This is a genomic window from Pseudofrankia sp. DC12, assembly GCF_000966285.1.
In the GTDB taxonomy this organism is placed as follows: Bacteria; Actinomycetota; Actinomycetes; order Frankiales; family Frankiaceae; genus Pseudofrankia.
In genome coordinates, this window is sequence record NZ_KQ031391.1 from 6,334,048 (window position 1) to 6,352,341 (window position 18,294).

19 protein-coding genes are annotated in these 18,294 nt (G+C 71.6%); 12 read left to right on the plus strand and 7 right to left on the minus strand.

Annotated features, from left to right (window positions below; translation table 11 throughout):
* Positions 1-28: 28 nt before the first annotated feature.
* Entirely contained in the window at positions 29-1,189 is a 1,161-nt protein-coding gene (locus FRADC12_RS25660) for a sulfotransferase family protein (RefSeq protein ID WP_045878545.1), read from the minus strand.
* 665 nt (positions 1,190-1,854) lie between these two features.
* On the opposite strand from FRADC12_RS25660, the gene FRADC12_RS25665 reads away from it, so the two are divergent.
* The 4 genes from FRADC12_RS25665 to FRADC12_RS25680 all read left to right on the plus strand — a co-directional run bounded on the left by FRADC12_RS25665 (position 1,855) and on the right by FRADC12_RS25680 (position 4,516).
* A complete protein-coding gene (locus FRADC12_RS25665) occupies positions 1,855-2,562 on the plus strand; it encodes a cysteine dioxygenase (RefSeq protein ID WP_052711315.1) in 708 nt (235 codons plus the stop codon).
* Between the two features lie 98 nt (positions 2,563-2,660).
* Positions 2,661-3,020 carry a rhodanese-like domain-containing protein gene (locus FRADC12_RS25670; protein WP_045880233.1) on the plus strand — a complete coding sequence of 120 codons (360 nt, stop codon included), beginning with the start codon at positions 2,661-2,663 and terminating at the stop codon, positions 3,018-3,020.
* A 445-nt stretch (positions 3,021-3,465) separates the two neighbouring features.
* Complete coding sequence (locus FRADC12_RS33565) at positions 3,466-3,753, plus strand: hypothetical protein (protein WP_045878546.1); 288 nt, start codon at positions 3,466-3,468, stop codon at positions 3,751-3,753.
* A 40-nt stretch (positions 3,754-3,793) separates the two neighbouring features.
* Positions 3,794-4,516, plus strand: coding sequence for an NUDIX hydrolase (locus tag FRADC12_RS25680; protein WP_045878547.1), 723 nt, complete (start codon positions 3,794-3,796; stop codon positions 4,514-4,516).
* A 69-nt stretch (positions 4,517-4,585) separates the two neighbouring features.
* On the opposite strand, the gene FRADC12_RS25685 is transcribed toward FRADC12_RS25680, so the two are convergent.
* The 3 genes from FRADC12_RS25685 to FRADC12_RS25695 form a co-directional block, all read right to left on the minus strand.
* Positions 4,586-5,092 carry an SRPBCC family protein gene (locus FRADC12_RS25685; protein ID WP_045878548.1) on the minus strand — a complete coding sequence of 169 codons (507 nt, stop codon included), beginning with the start codon at positions 5,090-5,092 and terminating at the stop codon, positions 4,586-4,588.
* Positions 5,082-5,396, minus strand: a complete 315-nt coding sequence (locus FRADC12_RS25690; RefSeq protein WP_198153042.1) for an ArsR/SmtB family transcription factor — start codon at positions 5,394-5,396, stop codon at positions 5,082-5,084. Before FRADC12_RS25690 ends, FRADC12_RS25685 begins: the two co-directional genes overlap by 11 nt.
* Before the next feature lie 90 nt (positions 5,397-5,486).
* On the minus strand, positions 5,487-5,774 hold the full coding sequence (locus tag FRADC12_RS25695) for a DUF1330 domain-containing protein (protein WP_045878550.1): 288 nt from the start codon (positions 5,772-5,774) through the stop codon (positions 5,487-5,489).
* 455 nt (positions 5,775-6,229) lie between these two features.
* Between FRADC12_RS25695 and kdpF the strand changes: the two genes are divergently transcribed.
* The 4 genes from kdpF to FRADC12_RS25710 are packed head-to-tail and all read left to right on the plus strand — an operon-like array spanning position 6,230 to position 11,035.
* Positions 6,230-6,319, plus strand: a complete 90-nt coding sequence (gene kdpF, locus FRADC12_RS30535) for a K(+)-transporting ATPase subunit F (protein WP_084010854.1) — start codon at positions 6,230-6,232, stop codon at positions 6,317-6,319.
* Positions 6,320-7,981, plus strand: a complete 1,662-nt coding sequence (gene kdpA / locus FRADC12_RS25700; protein ID WP_045877277.1) for a potassium-transporting ATPase subunit KdpA — start codon at positions 6,320-6,322, stop codon at positions 7,979-7,981. It abuts the gene before it with no gap.
* Entirely contained in the window at positions 7,981-10,137 is a 2,157-nt protein-coding gene (gene kdpB, locus FRADC12_RS25705) for a potassium-transporting ATPase subunit KdpB (protein ID WP_045877278.1), read from the plus strand. The genes kdpA and kdpB overlap by 1 nt, the downstream gene beginning before the upstream one ends.
* A gap of 1 nt (position 10,138) precedes the next feature.
* Positions 10,139-11,035 carry a potassium-transporting ATPase subunit C gene (locus FRADC12_RS25710; RefSeq protein WP_045877279.1) on the plus strand — a complete coding sequence of 299 codons (897 nt, stop codon included), beginning with the start codon at positions 10,139-10,141 and terminating at the stop codon, positions 11,033-11,035.
* An 85-nt stretch (positions 11,036-11,120) separates the two neighbouring features.
* Here the strand turns inward: FRADC12_RS25710 and FRADC12_RS30540 are convergent, their stop codons facing one another.
* Positions 11,121-11,318, minus strand: coding sequence for a DUF397 domain-containing protein (locus tag FRADC12_RS30540; RefSeq protein WP_084011184.1), 198 nt, complete (start codon positions 11,316-11,318; stop codon positions 11,121-11,123).
* A 37-nt stretch (positions 11,319-11,355) separates the two neighbouring features.
* Complete coding sequence (locus FRADC12_RS25715; protein WP_045878551.1) at positions 11,356-12,216, minus strand: helix-turn-helix domain-containing protein; 861 nt, start codon at positions 12,214-12,216, stop codon at positions 11,356-11,358.
* Between the two features lie 168 nt (positions 12,217-12,384).
* Here FRADC12_RS25715 and FRADC12_RS25720 point away from each other — a divergent pair, with 168 nt between their 5' ends.
* From FRADC12_RS25720 to FRADC12_RS28800, 3 genes are all read left to right on the plus strand, one after another.
* The gene (locus tag FRADC12_RS25720; RefSeq protein ID WP_052711174.1) at positions 12,385-12,963 is read left to right on the plus strand and encodes an ATP-binding protein; all 579 of its coding nucleotides are present in this window, start codon (positions 12,385-12,387) and stop codon (positions 12,961-12,963) included.
* A gap of 94 nt (positions 12,964-13,057) precedes the next feature.
* On the plus strand, positions 13,058-13,375 hold the full coding sequence (locus FRADC12_RS25725; protein WP_052711175.1) for a hypothetical protein: 318 nt from the start codon (positions 13,058-13,060) through the stop codon (positions 13,373-13,375).
* 237 nt (positions 13,376-13,612) lie between these two features.
* Positions 13,613-14,752, plus strand: coding sequence for an alpha/beta hydrolase (locus FRADC12_RS28800; RefSeq protein WP_052711176.1), 1,140 nt, complete (start codon positions 13,613-13,615; stop codon positions 14,750-14,752).
* A gap of 76 nt (positions 14,753-14,828) precedes the next feature.
* On the opposite strand, the gene FRADC12_RS25735 is transcribed toward FRADC12_RS28800, so the two are convergent.
* The gene (locus tag FRADC12_RS25735; protein WP_232304049.1) at positions 14,829-16,394 is read right to left on the minus strand and encodes a N,N-dimethylformamidase beta subunit family domain-containing protein; all 1,566 of its coding nucleotides are present in this window, start codon (positions 16,392-16,394) and stop codon (positions 14,829-14,831) included.
* Positions 16,395-16,955: 561 nt separating this feature from the next.
* Here FRADC12_RS25735 and FRADC12_RS25740 point away from each other — a divergent pair.
* The gene (locus FRADC12_RS25740; RefSeq protein WP_232304050.1) at positions 16,956-18,185 is read left to right on the plus strand and encodes an aminoglycoside phosphotransferase family protein; all 1,230 of its coding nucleotides are present in this window, start codon (positions 16,956-16,958) and stop codon (positions 18,183-18,185) included.
* Positions 18,186-18,294 lie beyond the last annotated feature (109 nt).

An 18,294-nucleotide genomic window follows, 5' to 3' on the forward strand; every position in this document is an offset into this window, starting at 1 on the left:
CGACGCGGTCGGCGGCCCGCCACGGTGGTCAGTGGCCTGACCGCTCCGGCGCGGTCCATTCCGCCGACCGCGTCACGTAGTCGGCGAACAGCGGCCGGACGGCGTCCAGATCCAGGCCGAAGGCGGCCGGGTCCGGATGGACGGTCTCCTCCCGGTTCTCAGCGTTCTCGTGCCACCAGCGCCGCATGCCGGTCTCGAACACCGGGGTGACGGGCTCGTCGAGCCAGGCATAGAGGCGGCGGACCTCACCGACCGGGTCGCGGCGCATCGCGCGGAAGTCCAGGTCGAAGAAACGGTCCTCGTTGCCCGCGTCGCGGAACTCCAGTGCGCGCCGCATGCCGACGGCCCACTGCTCGACGTTGAGGGCCGCGAGGTAGCGCGGGTCGACCTCCTCGCTGAACATCGCGGCGGCGGTGGCGTACACGTCGGCGACGGAGACGAGGACCTCGGTCGGGTCCCGGTGCGTCATCACGAAGCGCGCGTCCGGGAACGCCTGGTCGAGGTGGCCGAGGTAGATCAGGTGGGTCGGGCACTTCAGCCGCCACGGCTGGCGTTCCTGGCCCCACTGCAGCAGCTTGAGTACCCGGTGCTCGTAGCGGTAGGTGGAGGTCAGGTCGGCGTCGAGCAGCCACGCCGAGTACGACGGGATCTGCGCGAAGGCCTGGAAGATCTGCGACTTGAAGTCGAGGCCCATCAGGTCGTGGTCCTCGAACGGCCCGGTGGGCGAGGACGGCTGCATCGAGGTCAGCTTCGGCGAGAGCTGGCGTATCAGCACCGCCTTGGCCTGCGCGCGGGCGATCCGTGGGTCCGGGGCGGGCACCGTCGACGGCGGGGGGCACGGCTCCTCGGCCTGCCACTGCACGAGCGACCGGGCCCGCGGGTCCTCACCGAGCAGCGCCGCCAGTGCGGTGGAACCCGTGCGGGGCAGCCCGAGCCCGATCAGCGGGCGGAGGATGACCTCGTCGTCGATCTCGGGGTAGCGGTGGTACCAGTCCTCGATCTGGAGACGGTTCTTCAGCAGCCGGACGATGATGTCGCGCAGGGCGAAGTCCCCGACGGCGCTGAGCCTCGCCTCCTTGAGCAGGGAGTCGACCAGCAGGTCGAGGCCTTCGTGGAACGTGCCCTCCCCGAACTCGGTCAGGCCGGTCTCGGCGCTGGCCACGGCGAGCAGGCCGTCGACGTCTTCCATGCAGGTCTCCCGGATGGCTGGTGTCCGGCCCGCGCTGGACCGGCGGCGGGCATGGTGCGAACAGGCCCCGGCGGCGGGCGTGACGACACGGGAGAGGCGACGGCCGCGGCGGGTGTGGGAGCGGACGCGGGAGCAGGCCAGGCCAGGCCAGGCGCGCCGGCATCGTAGGAGCAGACTCCCGCGAAAATTGGTGGCAGCAGACTCCCGCGAATATGTGAGCCGTGTCAAGTGCAACTCGGCGACCGTCGGCCTGCGGCAGGTCGGCCCGTGGGCGCGCTAGTATCGTCACATGGCAGGCGTCCTCTTGCTGCTGCACAGCGACCGCGTGACGGACCACGGTCGGCTGGCCAGCGGCGCCTGTTGCCGGTAACCGGCCGCTTCTCGCGGCCGCCGGGCCGCTGCCGCGCCGGGACCTCGCCTCGCTTTCGGGCTGAGAGCTGACCGTGTGGCCGTAATCCTGGCGGCTCGCCACCTTTTTTGATCATTTACTCTCCAGGTTCGTTTGGCCCGTCTTCTCGACCTTCCCGGTCGAGAAGGAGATGATTCGCTGCCGGGCCGGCGCTCCTGTCTCGGTCGGCCTCCGGCCCGCCGGCTCCCGCCAGGGACCGGCGGCACCGCAAGCACCTGACCCGCGCCGCGCGCGCCCGTACCGCCTGGAGCCAGACGTGCCTCTCGTCCACCCCGCGCTGCTGGGCCTCACCCCGGCCCATCCCATCCGCTCCGGCCAGTTCGGCGAGGATCTTCCGGCCCAGGCGCCAGGCGGCGCGGCCGAGACATGCGCGGGGACGGCGACGGGGGCCGCCGGGCTGGCCGGGCTGCTCGCGGGTGGGACACTCGCGGCCGACGTGCTGCGCGACGAGGGCGAGCCGCTCGACACCGCGACCCTGGTCGAGCTGGCGGGACGGCTCGCCGCGGCCGAGCGGCTGTGGCGACCGGTCGTGCGCCACGACCCCGACAAGCGGTGGTACACCAGGCTGCTGCTGACCGGCGTCGTCGAGGTGTGGCTGATCGGCTGGTTCCCCGGCCAGCACACCGCGGTGCACGACCACGGCGGCGCGCTCGGCGCGCTCGCGGTCGCCGACGGCGCCGTGGAGGAGGACATCCACGCCCCGCACGGGGGATCCTGGGAGCCGCGTGGCACCCGCCGGTACGACAAGGGCCGGGTCGTCGCGTTCGGCGCCGACCACGTCCACCGGGTCATCAACCGGACCCAGGCCGCCGCCACGACCGTGCATGCCTACTCGCCACCGGAGGTCCCGTTGCGCTACGCCTCCCCGGACGGCTCCGTCGCCGTCCCGGCCGCCTCCCAGCTGACCGCGCGGGTCGCGCCCTTCGCCCGGCAGCGCGCCGCGACGGTGGCGGCCGCCCGGTGAGCACCGCCGATGCGGCGCCGGGCACGGCCGCCGACCAGGGCGTCAGCCCCGAGCCCGGTGGCGGGCATGGCACAGGCTGCGGGAGCCGGATCGACGGGATGCTGGCCAGGGCCCGCGCCCGGCTGAGCCGGGTCGGTCCCGTGGAGGCGGCGACGGAGATCGCCGACGGCGCGCTGCTGGTGGACATCCGCCCCGCCGCGCAGCGGGCCGCCGAGGGCGAGGTTCCCGGGGCTCTCGTCATCGAGCGCAACGTGCTCGAATGGCGGCTCGACCCGACCAGCGACGCGCGCCTGCCGGTCGCGACCGGCGACGACCTGCGGGTGCTGATCCTGTGCTCGGAGGGCTACACGTCGAGTCTCGCCGCCGCCGCGCTGCAGGAGCTCGGGCTGCACCGCGCCACCGACATCGTCGGCGGCTACCACGCCTGGGCGGCCGCCGGCCTGCCGACGACCTCCTGACCGGCCGGTTCGGACCGGCGGCGCCGCAGGTTCGCCGGCCCGTTGACCGCCGCGTTCGCCTGGCGCCCGGACAAACGGCTGGCGTATCAGGTAAGAAGGCTGAGCATCGCCACCTGGTGAGTCATCGGGTGCCGGAGTAGCCGGCTGGCCGTTCCCGTGACCTGATGGCGGTGAGCTGACATGACTGCGCGGGCCGACGACACCGATCCGTTGACGCCGCAGGCCCTCCCGCTGGCCGGCATCCGCGTCGCGGAATGGTCCCGTTCGCTGGCCGGTGGCTACGCGGGACGGATGCTGCGTGGCGCCGGCGCCCGGGTCACCCGGGTCGGTGACCGGGTGGCGTCACCGGCGGCGGGCTCCGCGCTGGCGACCTACCTGCATGTCGGGAAGGCCGAGCAGCCCGGCGGTCTGACCGACGTCGCCGCGCTCGGCGCAGACAGCGTGCGTGCTACTGGAGCTGCCGGACGCTCCCGACGAGGCGTTCCTCGCCGGGTTCGGCGACGCGGCCGTCGTCGTCATCGCCCCGTGGGGGCTGCGCGGGCCGTGGGCCGGCGCCGGCCGCCCGAACAGCGAGCTGACTATCCAGGCCGAGTCCGGCTCGCTGTCGCTGCGTGGCCTGCCGAACCGGCACAACGACGAGATCCTCGGCCAGGAGCTCGGGCTCGACGAGAACCGCCTCGCCGAGCTCACCAGGGCGGCGGTCATCGGGACCGTCCCCGCGGGCCTCGCGTGACCGGCGCCGCCCGCCGCCCGGATCCGGAAGGCGGCCACTCGTGACCGAGCGCCCTACGATCAGCCGGGTGACCTCACCCGCCACCGTCGTGCCCGCCGCCAGCGCCGCCCTGCTGCGTGACCGTCCCGCCGGGCTGGAGGTGCTGCTGCTGCGGCGCAGCGCCACGGCGTCCTTCGCGCCCGGCGCGTGGGTCTTCCCGGGCGGCCGGGTCGACGCCGGCGACCTCGACGGGCCCGTCGACGCCGGTCTCGACGCGTCGGCGGAGCTGGCCGCCGCCCGCCGGGCCGCCGTGCGCGAGACGGCCGAGGAGGCGGGGCTGACGATCGCCGGCGCCCAGCTGATGCCGCTGGCGTGCTGGTGCCCGCCCGCGGCGGCCGCGCGCCGGTTCCTGACGTGGATCCTGCTGGGCCCGGCGCCTGACCAGGACGTCGTCGTGGACGGCGGCGAGATCACCGACCACCGCTGGATGCGCCCGGCCGACGCCCTGGCGGCTCGCGACCAGGGCGAGGTCGAGCTGCTCCCGCCGACCTGGGTGATGTTGTGGACGCTCGCGCTGCACCCAGGCGTCGCCTCCGCCCTCGCCGCGGCGCGGGACGCGGCGCCCGAGCTGTTCGAGACCCAGATCGGCCGGACGCCGGGCGGGCTGGTCGCCATCTGGCACGGCGACGCGCAGTACGGCGACCCGGCGGCGGACGCCCGCGACGACGCCCGCCACCGGCTGTGGATGCTGGACACCGGCTGGCGGTACGAGCGCTCCACCTGACCGCCGAGCCGGGACGCCCGCGAGAAACGGCTCGGCCCGCCTCGATCGGTCGGCCCGGCCAGGGTCGGCTCAGCCCGCCGCGCAGACCTCGGCGAGCCGGGTCAGGCCGAGGTCCCAGCCGTTCGGCCCGCCCACCGCGGCGCGCATCGACTCCCAGCCGTCGCCGTGGCGGTCCAGATGGCGATGCTCCAGGACGACGCGGGTCGACGCCCGCGAGGTCGGCGCGAAGCTGACGTGCACCTCGCTGCACCGGGCGTGGTCGGTCTCGATCTCCCAGCGCAGGCTGATGTCCCAGCTGAACGCGAAGTGCCCCGCGCCCGGCTCGCCGTCACCGCGCCCGGGCGGCTGGAACGCGAGGACCCGGCCCCAGGTGCAGCGGGAACCGTCGGCCGCCACGTCGGTGATGGTGCCGCCGACGAACGGCTCGACCATCATGTCGACGGTGCCGGCCAGCAGGTGGTGGGTCGGGTCCCACCAGCTGTCCATCCGCGCGGTGAACACGTCGAAGACATGCTCGACCGGCGCGGCGACGTCGACGGTGTGGCTGACCGACGTGGCGGTGGTGTCAACGTTCATGGAACGACTCCTCGGCTACGGACTTGAACGTGTCGAGCGACCGACGCCAGAACCGGTCGAGGTAGTCCCGCAGCATCGCCACCCCGTCGGGGCTGGTGCGGTAGATGCGCCGGGTCCCGGCCGCCTGGTCGATGACCAGGCCGGCGTCCTTGAGTACCTTGAGGTGCTGGGAGACCGCGGGACGGCTCACCGGCAGCTCCCGGGCCAGGTCCCCGACCGAGCTCGGGCGGTCCGCGAGCCGCTCGAACACCGCGCGCCTGGTCGGGTCCGCGAGCGCCGCGAACGCTGATTGGTAAGTCGCCACGAACCGTAAGTTATTACTTACCAAAGCTTCGCGCAAGGCCGGGTATGTCGGACGCCGGCCCGGCTGGACGTCGCCGGATACGACGACGGGTTACAGGCCGGGCACGATGCGCAGGTCGCGGACCGCGCCGCCGTCGAGAGCGGCGAGGGCCGCCTGGTAGGCGGCGCTGTCATGCGCGGCCTGGGCGGCCTCGACCGAATCGAAGCTGATGAGCACGGTGCGGGTCTTCTCCCCGGCTTCGTAGGTCAGCTCGGGAAGGGCACGGGCGAGGAAGGTTCCGCCGGCGGCACGCAGGGCCGGGCCGGCCAGCGCGGCGTACGCCGCGAGCTTGTCCTCGTCGACGATCTCCTTGTAGAGGCTGATCCAGTAGGCAGACATGACGCCATCGTGCCCGATGGCCGGGTGGCGGGTGGGGCTTCAGGGCCGGGCGACCGCGGCCGAAGTTGGCGATCGTGACGGCGGATCTTCCGATCTGTTGGCTTACGCCCTGGCCGGGTCGCCCTGGCCGGGGGTTCGGGTGGTGGGCGGCGCGGGCGCCCGGGAGGCTGCAGCTGTGGCCAAAGAGACTTCCTGTCCAGCCGGGAAATGTGCTGGTGCGGGTGTTCCGTGAGCGGCGCGTCTAATTTCGCGGGCTCGGCGTCAACAGGGCGTCAACATCGCGGCCAGCGCCGGACAATCACGCCGATACTGGCCGTTGCCGCGCGCAGGGCGCGACGGTCAACGTAATGGCCGGTAGGAAGGCAGGCGTCAGAGGTGCGTGACCTGGTTTTTGTGCTGCTCACCGTCGCGGTGTTCGCGGTACTCGGTCTGGTTGTCAGGGCGGTGGAGAGGCTGTGAGCGCGGAGAACGTTGTCGGCCTTGTTCTCGCTGTCGGTCTGGCTGTTTTCCTGTTTATCGCCCTGTTGTTCCCGGAGCGTTTCTAGATGGGTACCGGCGCTGCGGGTGTTCTTTTCGTTGCGGTTCTGGTGGTGGCGCTTGTGCTTACCTACCGGCCGTTCGGCGACTATATGGCGTGGGTGTATAGCAGCGGCAGGCACCTGCGTGTCGAGCGTGGGATCTACCGGGTGGTTGGGGTGGATCCGGACTCCGAGCAGCGCTGGGGGGCGTATGCCCGCAGTGTGCTGGCGTTCTCGGTCGTGTCGGTGTTGTTCCTGTACCTGTTCCAGCGGGTGCAGGGCCATCTGTGGCTGGCGTTGGGTTTCAGGGGGGTCCCGCCGGCGCTGGCGTGGAACACGGCGGTCAGTTTCGTCACGAACACGAACTGGCAGGCGTACTCGGGCGAGTCGATGATGGGCCACACGGTTCAGATGGCTGGCCTGGCGGTGCAGAACTTCGCGTCGGCTGCGGTGGGCATTGCGGTGGCGATCGCGCTGGTCCGTGGTTTTTCTCGGAAGAAGACCGACCAGTTGGGCAACTTCTGGGTGGACCTGGTCCGTACGGTGGTGCGGATCCTCCTGCCTGTCTGTGCGGTCATGGCGGTCGTGCTGGTCGCGGGTGGTGCGGTCCAGAACCTGCACGGCACCCGGACTGTTGGGACGTTGGCGGGCGGCTCACAGGCGATCACCGGCGGGCCGGTGGCCAGCCAGGAAGCCATCAAGGAGTTCGGGACCAACGGCGGTGGGTTCTACAACGTCAACTCGGCGCATCCGTTCGAGAATCCTAGCTCGTGGACGAACTGGATCGAGATCTACCTGCTGCTGGCGATCGGCTTCTCGTTGCCGCGCGCGTTCGGCAAGATGGTCGGCAACACCCGGCAGGGCCTCGCGATCGTGGCCGTGATGGCGGTCCTCGCGTTGGGCAGCCTCGGGATCAACGAGGGTTTCCAGGCGATCCACCATGGCACGGTCCCGACGGCGGCCGGGTCGGCAGCGGAGGGTACGGAGACCCGGTTCGGTGTGCCGGACTCGGCGGTCTTCGCGACTGGGACGACGTTGACGTCGACGGGTGCGGTCGACTCGTTCCATGATTCCTATACGAGCCTGGGCGGCGCGACGCTGCTGTTCAACATGATGCTCGGGGAGGTCGCGCCGGGTGGTACTGGTTCGGGTCTCTACGGCATGCTGGTACTCGCGGTGATCACGGTGTTCGTCGCTGGGCTGATGATCGGGCGGACGCCGGAGTACCTCGGTAAGAAGATAGGTAGCCGGGAGATCAAGATCGCGTCGTTGTATCTGCTCACGACCCCGTTCATCGTGCTGGTCGGGACGGGTGTGGCGATGGCTTTGCCCGGTGAACGGGCCGGGATGCTGAACTCCGGTGCGCATGGCCTGTCGGAGGTGCTCTATGCGTTCACGTCGGCTGGTAACAACAACGGGTCGGCGTTCGCGGGCATCACGGTGAATACCGACTGGTACAACACGGCGCTCGGCCTCGCGATGGCGTTCGGCCGGTTCCTGCCGATGATTCTTGTCCTGGCGCTCGCGGGTTCGTTCGCCGCGCAGCAGCCGGTGCCCGAGAACGCGGGGACGCTGCCGACGGCCCGGCCGCAGTTCGTGGGGATGCTGGTCGCTGTCACGTTGATTGTCGTTGCTCTCACCTATTTCCCGGCGCTTGCGCTCGGGCCCCTCGCGGAGGGACTGCATTGATGTCCACGACCACGGTGGTGGGTACGCCCACCGCGCCGAACCCGCCGTCGGCGCCCCGGCGGGTTCAGGGGGGCCTGCTCGACCCGGTGATGCTGTGGAAGGCGCTGCCCGGGGCGTTGCGCAAGCTGGACCCGCGGACGCTGTGGCGTAACCCGGTGATGTTCATCGTCGAGGTCGGCGCGGTCTACACGACCGTCCTCGCCGCCCTGCACAGTTCGGCGTTCAGCTGGCTGATCGTGGTCTGGCTGTGGCTGACGGTGCTGTTCGCGAACCTGGCCGAGGCTGTCGCCGAGGGCCGCGGGAAGGCGCAGGCGGACGCGCTGCGCCGCACGAAGACCGACACCCTCGCCCTGCGGCGCCTTGAGGACGGCCGGGTCGAGGAGGTCCCGGCGCCGCGGCTGCGCCTGGGTGACGTCGTCGTGGTCGAGGCCGGTCAGTTCATCCCCGGTGACGGTGACGTCATCGAGGGGATCGCGAGTGTCGACGAGTCGGCGATCACGGGCGAGTCGGCTCCGGTGATCCGGGAGTCGGGTGGTGACCGTAGCGCGGTGACCGGGGGGACGCGGGTGCTGTCGGACCGGATCGTCGTGCGGATCACGCAGAAGCCGGGGGAGAGCTTCATCGACCGGATGATCGCTCTGGTCGAGGGTGCGAACCGGCAGAAGACGCCGAACGAGATCGCGCTGAACATTCTCCTGGCTGCCCTCACGGTGGTCTTTCTGCTGGCCGTCGCGACGTTGCAGCCGTTGGCGATCTTCTCGAAGGCGCAGCTGCCGGGCGTCCCCGACACCAGCGCGCTGGGCGGCGCCGGCGTGACGGGGATCGTGCTGGTCTCCCTGGTCGTGTGTCTGATCCCGACGACGATCGGAGCGTTGCTCTCGGCGATCGGGATCGCGGGGATGGACCGGCTGGTGCAGCGCAACGTGCTGGCCATGTCCGGGCGGGCGGTCGAGGCCGCGGGTGACGTGAACACGCTGCTGCTGGACAAGACCGGCACGATCACGATCGGGAACCGGGAGGCACGCGAGTTCCTCCCGGTCGGCGACACGTCCGAGGCTGACCTCGCCGGTGCCGCGCAGCTGTCCTCGCTCGCTGACGAGACGCCGGAGGGGCGCTCGATCGTGGTGCACGCGAAGACGGCCTACGGCCTGCGCGAACGCAGCCCGGGCGAGCTGCTGCACGCGACGTTCGTCCCGTTCACCGCGCAGACCCGGATGTCCGGCGTCGACCTCGACGCCGCCGCCGACGGCACCGGCCCGGCCCGTCAGGTCCGCAAGGGCGCCGCCGCCGCCGTGATCACCTGGGTCCGCGAGCAGGGCGGCATCGTGCCGGCGCAGACCGGGGAGATCGTCGACGGCATCTCCGCCGCGGGTGGCACCCCGCTGCTCGTCGCCGAAGCCACCAGCGGGACCGCCCGCGTGCTGGGCGTCGTCCAGCTCAAGGACGTCGTCAAGCAGGGCATGCGGGAGCGGTTCGAGGAGATGCGCCGGATGGGCATCCGCACCGTGATGATCACCGGGGACAACCCGTTGACCGCGAAGGCCATCGCGGACGAGGCCGGCGTGGATGACTTCCTCGCCGAGGCCACGCCCGAGGACAAGATGGCCCTGATCAAACGGGAGCAGGCCGGCGGGAAGCTCGTCGCGATGACCGGCGACGGCACCAACGACGCCCCCGCGCTCGCCCAGGCCGACGTCGGGGTCGCGATGAACACCGGCACGTCGGCCGCGAAGGAGGCCGGGAACATGGTCGACCTCGACTCGAACCCGACGAAGCTCATCGAGATCGTCGAGATCGGCAAGCAGCTGCTCATCACCCGCGGGGCACTGACGACGTTCTCGATCGCGAACGACGTCGCGAAGTACTTCGCGATCATCCCGGCGATGTTCGCCGCGATCTACCCGGGCCTGGACACGCTCAACATCATGCGGCTGCACAGCCCGCAGTCGGCGATCCTGTCCGCCGTCATCTTCAACGCCCTGATCATCATCGCGCTGATCCCGCTGGCGCTGCGCGGCGTGCGCTACACCCCATCCAGCGCGTCGAAGATGCTCAGCCGCAACCTCTACCGCTACGGCCTCGGCGGCCTGGTCATCCCCTTCATCGGGATCAAACTCATCGACCTCGTCATCCAGTTCATCCCAGGAGCGCGGTGACATGGCCGCAAGCCGACTGCCCTCGTTCGTCCGACAGCACCTCGCCGCACTGCGCGTCCTGACCGTCCTGACCGTCCTGACCGGCATCGCCTACCCGCTGGCCATCACCGGGATCGCGCAGCTCCCCGGCCTGCGCGACAAGGCCAACGGCTCGCTCGTCACCAACACCGCCGGCCAGGTGGTCGGCTCGTCCAAGCTCGGACAGCTGTTCACCGACTCCGACGGCAACCCGATCGCCAAGTACTTCCAGCCCCGCCCGTCGGCGGCCGGCGCCGGCTACGACCCCACCTCGACATCCGCGTCCAACCTCGGCCCCGAGAGCATGGTCGACACCCTCGACGACCCCGCCACCAAGGACACCGACGAGTCCAAGCAGAGCCTGCTGACCCAGGTCTGCGCCCGCAGCAAAGCCGTCGGCGACCTCGAAGGCGTCAACGGACGCCGCCCCTACTGCACCGCGGGCGGCGTCGGCGCCGTCCTCTCGGTGTTCCGGACCGCCGGCACCACCGGGACCATCACCCGGGTCGTCAGCATCAACGAGCAATGCCCGACGACGCCCTTCGTCGCGACCTACCAAGGCGTCAAGGTCGAGTGCGCGACGTTCGGCGCGGACTACACCGCCGGCATCCTCGTCCCGATCAAAGGCCCCGGCAAAGGCACCGACAACCCCGTCCCACCCGACGCCGTCACCGCCTCCGCCAGCGGCCTCGACCCCGACATCTCACCCACCTACGCCTACCTGCAGGTAAACAGAGTCGCCAAGGCCCGCGGCCTCGACCCAACCACCCTCCACCACCTGGTAAAGGAACACATCAACGGCCGCGCACTGGGCTTCATGGGCGAACCCACGGTGAACGTCCTCGACCTGAACCTGGCCCTCGACAAGGCCGCCAGCTAGCGGCGACGGAGTCAGGTCCAGGACGACCGTGAGAAAGGTCGGCCGGGCGGCCCGACGAAGGTCGACGGGCGCCCGGCCGGGACCACTATCGGTCGAACTCACCCTCGCGTGCACCAGCCACAAACGCCGTCCACTCGGCCGGCGTGAATTGCAGGACTGGGCCGGCGGGATCCTTGGAATCGCGGACCGCGCGACCGCCGTCCGGGAGGGCGGCTACCTCGACACAGGCGCCATTACCGCTGCTGTGGCTACTCTTGCGCCACACCAGATGCGGATGAGTCATTTCGTCCTTCCTTCCGGTGCCCCCCAACCTGTTCCGTCTACAGCCTATCGGCCAGGTCAGTCAGCAGTTGTCGACTGTCGGCCGGGGCGAGCGCGATGGCGCGTAGACTGTCGAAGATTGCGCGATATCGACGGATCTCTGCATCGGCCTCAAGGAAGAGGTCGCCCGCCATCGAGTCGATGTAGACCACGGCGGGATCCGCCGGGTCGGGAAAGTCGAGCAGGATGAACGACCCGGGCATGCCAGGGTGCGCTCCCGCGGTGAACGCGATGACCTGCACCGTGATGTTCGGTCTCGCCGCCGCCTCGGCCAGTCGGGCCAGCTGGGCGCTCATCACCTTCGGGCCGCCGACAGCCCGGCGCAACGCGGCCTCGTCGACCACCGCCCAGAAGCGCGGTGGGTCCGCGGTGCTCAGCAATGCCTGGCGGTCGATCCGGGCCCGCACCCGCTGCTCGACCTCGTCCGCGCTCGCGGTGGTCAGCACGCCGGACACGACCGCGCGGGCGTAGTCCTCGGTCTGCAGAAGACCGGGGACGAACAGCGACTCGTAGGTCGCGACCGTCCGGGCCTCGCCCTCGAAGCCGATGTAGGTGGCGTACTCCTCGGGCAGCTCGTCGTGGTATGGCAGCAGCATGCCCTGGCGGTCGCCGTCCCGGGACAGGGCCAGCAGCTCCTCCTGGGTCTGCTCGTCGACGCCGTAGAAGGCCAGGATGGCCAGCAGGGTGCGCTTCTGCGGCCGCCGCGCGCGAGCGGTCTCGATCCGGTAGAGCGTGGCCGGGTCGATGTTGGTGCGGGAGGCGACCTCCTCGCGGGTCAGGCCCGCGTCGGTGCGCAGGCGGCGCAGCTCGGCCGCGAGGCGGCGCAGCCGAACCGTGGGAGCAGGACGGCGCGGTGGCATCGTGTGGTCTCCTCCCTGGTGCCCGCCCGACATGAAGGTGCATAGCTTGCATCTTCCTGCCGGGCAGAAGGATGATGTGGCCTGCGCCACCCTGGCACAACATCAATGCTGCTGCGGTGCCGGGGTGCGCGCCGTAAGTCTCGCCAGGCCAGGGGAGGGCGGTGCGCCGTGACGACGGGTCAGACCGGCTCGCCGACCCCCTGCGTCGCCGTCTTCCGGTTCCCGGCCGACCCGGCGGCGAGCCCGCTGGCCCGCCATTTTGTGCGCGGCGTGCTGGGGGAGTGGCGGCTGGCGCAGGCCGCCGACGTGGCCGAGCTGCTGACCTCGGAGCTGGTCGGCAACGCGATCGAGGCGTGCGCGGCCGCCGGAGGCTACGACGGCCGGCTGGTGGGCTGTGTGGAGGTCGGCCTGACCGCCGAGCACGGCCGGCTGCTCATCGAGGTCGCAGACGCCGACCCGCGCCCGCCGCGGCCGCGCACCCCTGGCCTCGACGACGAGGGTGGCCGTGGGCTGATGCTCGTCGAGGGCCTCGCCGAACGGTGGGGCCACCATCCGGCCACCACCAACGGTGGCCCTGGGCACGGCAAGGTCGTCTGGTTCGAGATCGCGCTCGTGGCGGCCGTGGCGCCGGCCGGCCTGCCGATCCGCCTGCCCAGGCCGAGAACGGCGCCCGAGCCCGACCGGCCGGCCGGGCTGCCGGATCTCGCGCTGCTGGGGCGGGTCCGCCGGTGCCTCGACCTCGTCTGAGCCAGCCGGACGGCCTGACGAGGAAGCTGTCCCACCCGTCAGACCGACTCGTCCAGCTCCCTCGGCGTCGGGTTCCCTCGGCGTCGGACTTCCGTTGGCCGCCCGTGGCGCCCGGGCCGACAAGCTCTGGAACGCCGCCGCGCTGGGCCTGCTCGACCGTCTTGACGAGCTTCTCGACACCACCGAGCCGACCGCCGAGCAGCTCTCCCAGGCGTTCTGGCACGCCTGCTGCGCAGGCCAGCGACGGGCCGCCGAACGGCTTCTCGCCGCGGGAGCGGAGCTGAACTGGGTCCCCGCATACGCCCAGGACACCCCGCTGGGCGCCGCGCACGACCTGGGCACCCGCCGACCCAACCTGATCGGCTGGCTCAAGGAACAGGGCGCCCGATCGGCGCAGGCCGGACCCTGCTGAGGGTGACTCACCCCTCCGGGGCGACGGCGGTGGCGGCGTCGACCTGTTCGGTGGAGAGTCGAGCCGGGCCGCGGCGAGACCCGGGGAACCAGAGTCTGGCATCGCTGCCGCTGACGGCGAGACGGGTCACGGCCGGTGGTGTGAGGGCACGCGGCCCCAGCGGCCGACTGGTCGCGCGGGTCGCCCTCTCGCGTTGACGACGACAATGACGGTCGTCGACGTCGACAGGGAGGTCTGATGACGCTCACAGGGTGGCCGTTCCTGCTGCTGCTCGGCAGCATCGGCCTGCTGTGCGCGGTGGGCACCTATCTGGGGTGGCCGCGGTGGCCCGGTCGGTGGGCGCTGCCCGGACGGGCGGCCAGCCTGCTGCTGGTCATGATGCTCGGCGCGGTCATCGGGCTCGCGGAGGTCAACCGTTCGTACGGCTTCTACTCGTCGGTCTCGGATTTGCTCGGCCGCCCGGCCAGCGCGCGCAGCCTCGCCGTGCCGGCGCATCCGGGGGCCGGCCCCCAGGTCGCCGTGCTGACCCCGGACTGGGCCGCGCTCGGCCGCCGGGACGGGCGCCACGGCCATGGGCTCATGCTCGACGTCCTCTACCCCGGGACGCGCAGCGGGTTGACCCACCACGGGCTGCTCTATCTCCCTGCCGCCTATTTCACGGGCAACCTGCAACGCCGGTTCGCCGCGGTGGAGGTTTTCCACGGCTACCCCGGCTCGCCCGAGACCTTCCCCCGGATCATGAACATCCAGGCCCGGTTGGAAGCCGAGATCGACGCCGGCCGGGTCCCGCCCGTGGTCCTGGTGATCCCGCAGGTCTACGCGGGCGGCCAGAGTTCCGAATGCGTCAACGCCGTCCACGGGGAGCAGTGGGAGACCTACCTGTCCGTCGACGTTCTCGACGACGTCATCAGAACCTTCCGGGTCGACGCGTCCCGTTCCTGGGCCACGCTGGGTGTCTCCACCGGCGGCTTCTGCGCCGTGAACATCGCGCTGCACCACCCCGAGCGCTACGCGGCGGCGGCCAGCCTCTCGGGCTACTTCACCGCCGGCCAGGACCCGGGAACGCCAAGCCTCTACCAGGGGGCGCGGTTCGCCAGCCGGGAGGACTCGCCGATCTGGTGGGTCCATTACCGCACCCCGGTCGCTCCCGCGCTCTTCCTCTCGGCGTCCGGCGGTGACCCCGACGCCATGCGCGAGGCGCTCGCGATGGCCGCGACCCTGCGGCACTTCGCCCCGTCCCTCCCGACGTCGACCGAGCTGGTCGCGTCGGGCGGGCACAACTGGGGCGTGTTCTCCGCGGCCTTCGGACCGGCCATCGACTGGATCGCCCAGTACCTGCCCGGCCCGCTCGTCGCGCCGCCCGCGGACCTGAGCTGACCCGCCCGGCGGCACGGGCGCGGCTCGGACCGGCCATGACCGGGAGGGGCGTTCGCGCGGCCGGAAGGATCGCCGTTCAGCGTTCGAGTCCGGTGACCTTGTGCGCGTAGTCGGTCGGTACGGACCGCGCGGCCGGGTGTGCCTGGCCGGCCGGCCCGGCGGCAAACGCCCGCAGCAGGTTGGTCGTCACCTGGCTGGTGAACGCCTGGACCCGCGGCCCGCTCGCGCCGGCTCCGCAGACGTCGCCCAGCGTGCACACCCATGCGCTGGTGCCGGCGTCGAATACCCCCGCACCGGATGCGGCTGTGTAGTAGGTGACGTCGGAGAAGTCCTGGGCGCCTCGGCAGGTGACCGGCGAGTGGGTCAGCACCTCGATGTCGTGCGGCGTCGGGACGGTCGCGTCGTATCGGTCATACTCCGAGCCGATCATCCCTGGGATGTGTTCGCCGGCCGTCGCGGCTGTGCCGGCGAGCAGCCACTGCTGCGGGTCCCGCACGACCAGGTCGGCGTGTACGGGGTTGCACTGGTACATCCCTCCGGTCAGGGCGCTTTCCGGGCTGGCCAGCGGCGGGACCGGCCAGTTCGCGGTGATCTGGGCGTTGTCCTTGTTGTAGAGCGGGTCCTCGGTGGCGACCTTGTAGCCGGCCTGCGTCCGCTCCGGACCGTAGGGCGACGGCGAGAGCCGGATGCGCCGGTAGACCGCGTTCGCGCCGAGGAACGCAAGGTCCGTGCCGTGGTCCCTGGCCCGGGTGAGCGCGTCGCGCATCGCCCGTGAGTAGTACTCGTCGTGGCCCAGGGAGATCACCGCGCGGGCTCCGTCGAGCAGCTGCGGGTCGGCGTCCAGGTCGACGTCGGTCGCGTAGTCCAGTGGCAGGCCGAGCCGCTCGGCGAGCGCGACCAGCGGCTCCTCGTTGCCGGTGAAGTCGGCGGCGCCGTCGCCGAAGTCGTAGGGCCGGTCGAACGACACGACGCGGGCCCGGTCGGCGAACTGCCCGTCCGGGCCGTGGTAGAGGCTGTAGCCGCCCCAGGCGTTGTAGGCCTGCCAGGTCGTCACCGCGTTGAGGATCACGATCCGGCCGGCCGCCGTCGGGCCGCGCACCGTCAGCGGCACGTACCACTGCCAGCCGTGCGTGTCATCGAGACGCATCAGGTAGTCCCCGGGCGGCCAGGTGGCCGTCTGGAACGTGGTGGCCGGTGTCCAGTCCGTCGCGACGGTGTGCACCGTCGTCGTCGGGACAGGCATGGGCTGGCGGACGCCGGGCAGGCCGGTCACCTCGTCGACGAGCCGGCAGCCCCGGCCGCTGTACCAGCCGGTGCGGAAGACCGAGACGCTGAACGAGGGTGCCGTCGTCGACACGTACAGCCGGACCGGCTCACCGGGGGCGATGCTCGCCCGGTCGAGCCAGCCCTCGATCGCGTGGTTACGGCCCAGCCGGGCCAGCCCACAGTCGGCCCCCGGCTTGGCGTTCTCCGTCACCACGTCGAAACCCGCGGTCGCCGGGGCGGCCCGCTGGCCCGGCACGCTCGCACCGGAAGGCCGGCCGGCCGCCGACCCGTTCGACCCGGCACCGCCACAGGCCGCCAGAACCGTGGCCAGCACCGCCGCGGCCACCGCACCGAGGCCGCTTCGGTCGATCCTCATCCGCCACACAGCTCACAGCATCCACCGGACGGCTCCGCTCGGCGCGGGCACCCCCCACCTAATCGATCTTCATCTACAAGCGTCTAGCAGGTCACCCATCGCGTACACGGCGAGGAGACGGTCCGTTCAGGCATACGTTGACTCCAATGCGGCAGATCGCGCCTTTCGGTCGTCGCACATGACGACGCTGATCCGGACCTCGCGCAGCGCGTCGATGATTCTGGCGACCGCCTCGTCCGTCGGTGACGGGCCGAGGGCCAGCAGGCAAGGTTTGCCCGGTCCCAACAGTCACAGATCGTCGTCTGAACCTTCGAATGGTCGTAGCCGGGTCTGTTTCGCGTAGCCACCAGAGGGCCGAAACGACGATCATGAAAGGGCCGGCCTGGCGGCTTCGGCGTTCTCGGTGCCGACGTGAAGCCCGCGACCGCCGAGGATGTGGCCACCGTTGACTCCGACGCGGCAGCGTGGGCCAGGCCCGGCGGGTCGTGCGTACCTGCGCGGACCGCCTGGCCTGCCGAAAATCCGTTGTCGGGCCCGATCTTCGATGCCGATACTGGCGCCGTGACGGGTAGCCGGACAGTCAGCGCGGTGATCAGCTGCGACGGGGAGAGTCTGGGGCTCGTCGGCCCGTTCGCAGTCCAGGGCTCCTGGGCGCACGATGTGCCGCCCGTCGTGGCGCGGCTGCGCGCGGAGCTCGGGGTTCCCGTCGCGGTGCTCCGGGCGGTCGAGATCCGGGGCGAGCCCCGCGGCGGCCAGGTCATCTACCACGTCGAGGCGTTTGAGCGCCCCCGGCGTGGCCGGCTCGGGCCCGTGCCCGGTGACCTCGAGGCGCGGATCGGGCCGGATCCGCTGCGGGCCGCCTGGGCCACGCGCGCGGGACTGCTCGACGCGCTCGACTGGGCGGCGCGGGTGCTGCGGGCGGTGGACCGGGCACCGGTCGGGCCCGCCGAACAGATCAAGACCTGGAACCTCTCCGGGCTGTTCCGGTTCCCGACCGCGCGGGGGCCGGTCTGGCTGAAGACCCTGCCGACGTTCGCCGCGGATGAGGCGGCGGCCCTCGCCGCGGTGGGCCAGGTCGCCCCGGCGCTGGTGCCGGCGGTCGTCGCCGCCGACCCGGCGGGCCGGCGGCTGCTGCTTGACCACGTCCCTGGCACCGACTGTTGGGACCCGTCGCCCGACGACGTCCGTGCCGCCGTAGGAGGGCTCGCCCGGGCCCAGGCCGCCCTGGCCGACGAGCCGGCGCTTATTCCTTCCGGAGTGGTCCACGACCGGCGGCTGGACACTCTTGCGGTCGAGGTCGCGGGACTGGTGGCTGGCGAGGCGGGCGCGCGTCTTGAACCCGCCGAACGGGCTGCCGCCCAGGCGCTGGTGGCACGCCTCCCGGACCTCGCCGCCGCACTGGATGCCTGCGGACTGCCGGAGACGCTCGTCCACGGGGACTTCCACAGCGGCAACTGGCGGTCAGGCAGGACTCGCGGCGTGATCCTCGACTTCAGCGAGTCCGGCCGCGGGCATCCCACCGAGGACGGTGTCTGGCCCCGGGAGTGCCTGCCGGACGACCTGTGGACGCTGGCGGCGGACACCTGGGTGGCGGCCTGGCGGGAGAGCCGCCCGGGCAGCGACCCGGCCCGGGCGCTGGCCCTCGCCGCCCCTCTGGGCCACCTCGGTCACGCCGTGAGCTACCAGGGCTTCCTCGACGGGATCGAGCCCAGCGAGTATCCGTATCACTTCGGCGACACCACCGCGGCGCTGCGCGACGCCCTGCAGGCGTCCGCCGAGGCGGCGGTCTGACCCTGCTGTCCTCCGCGCTGCTGGGTATCACCGCGGCTTCCCGCACGCTGCCTGATCACTCGGGGCCCCGGTACGCCGATCCGCTCGGCTTTCACCTCTCGCTCGTCGC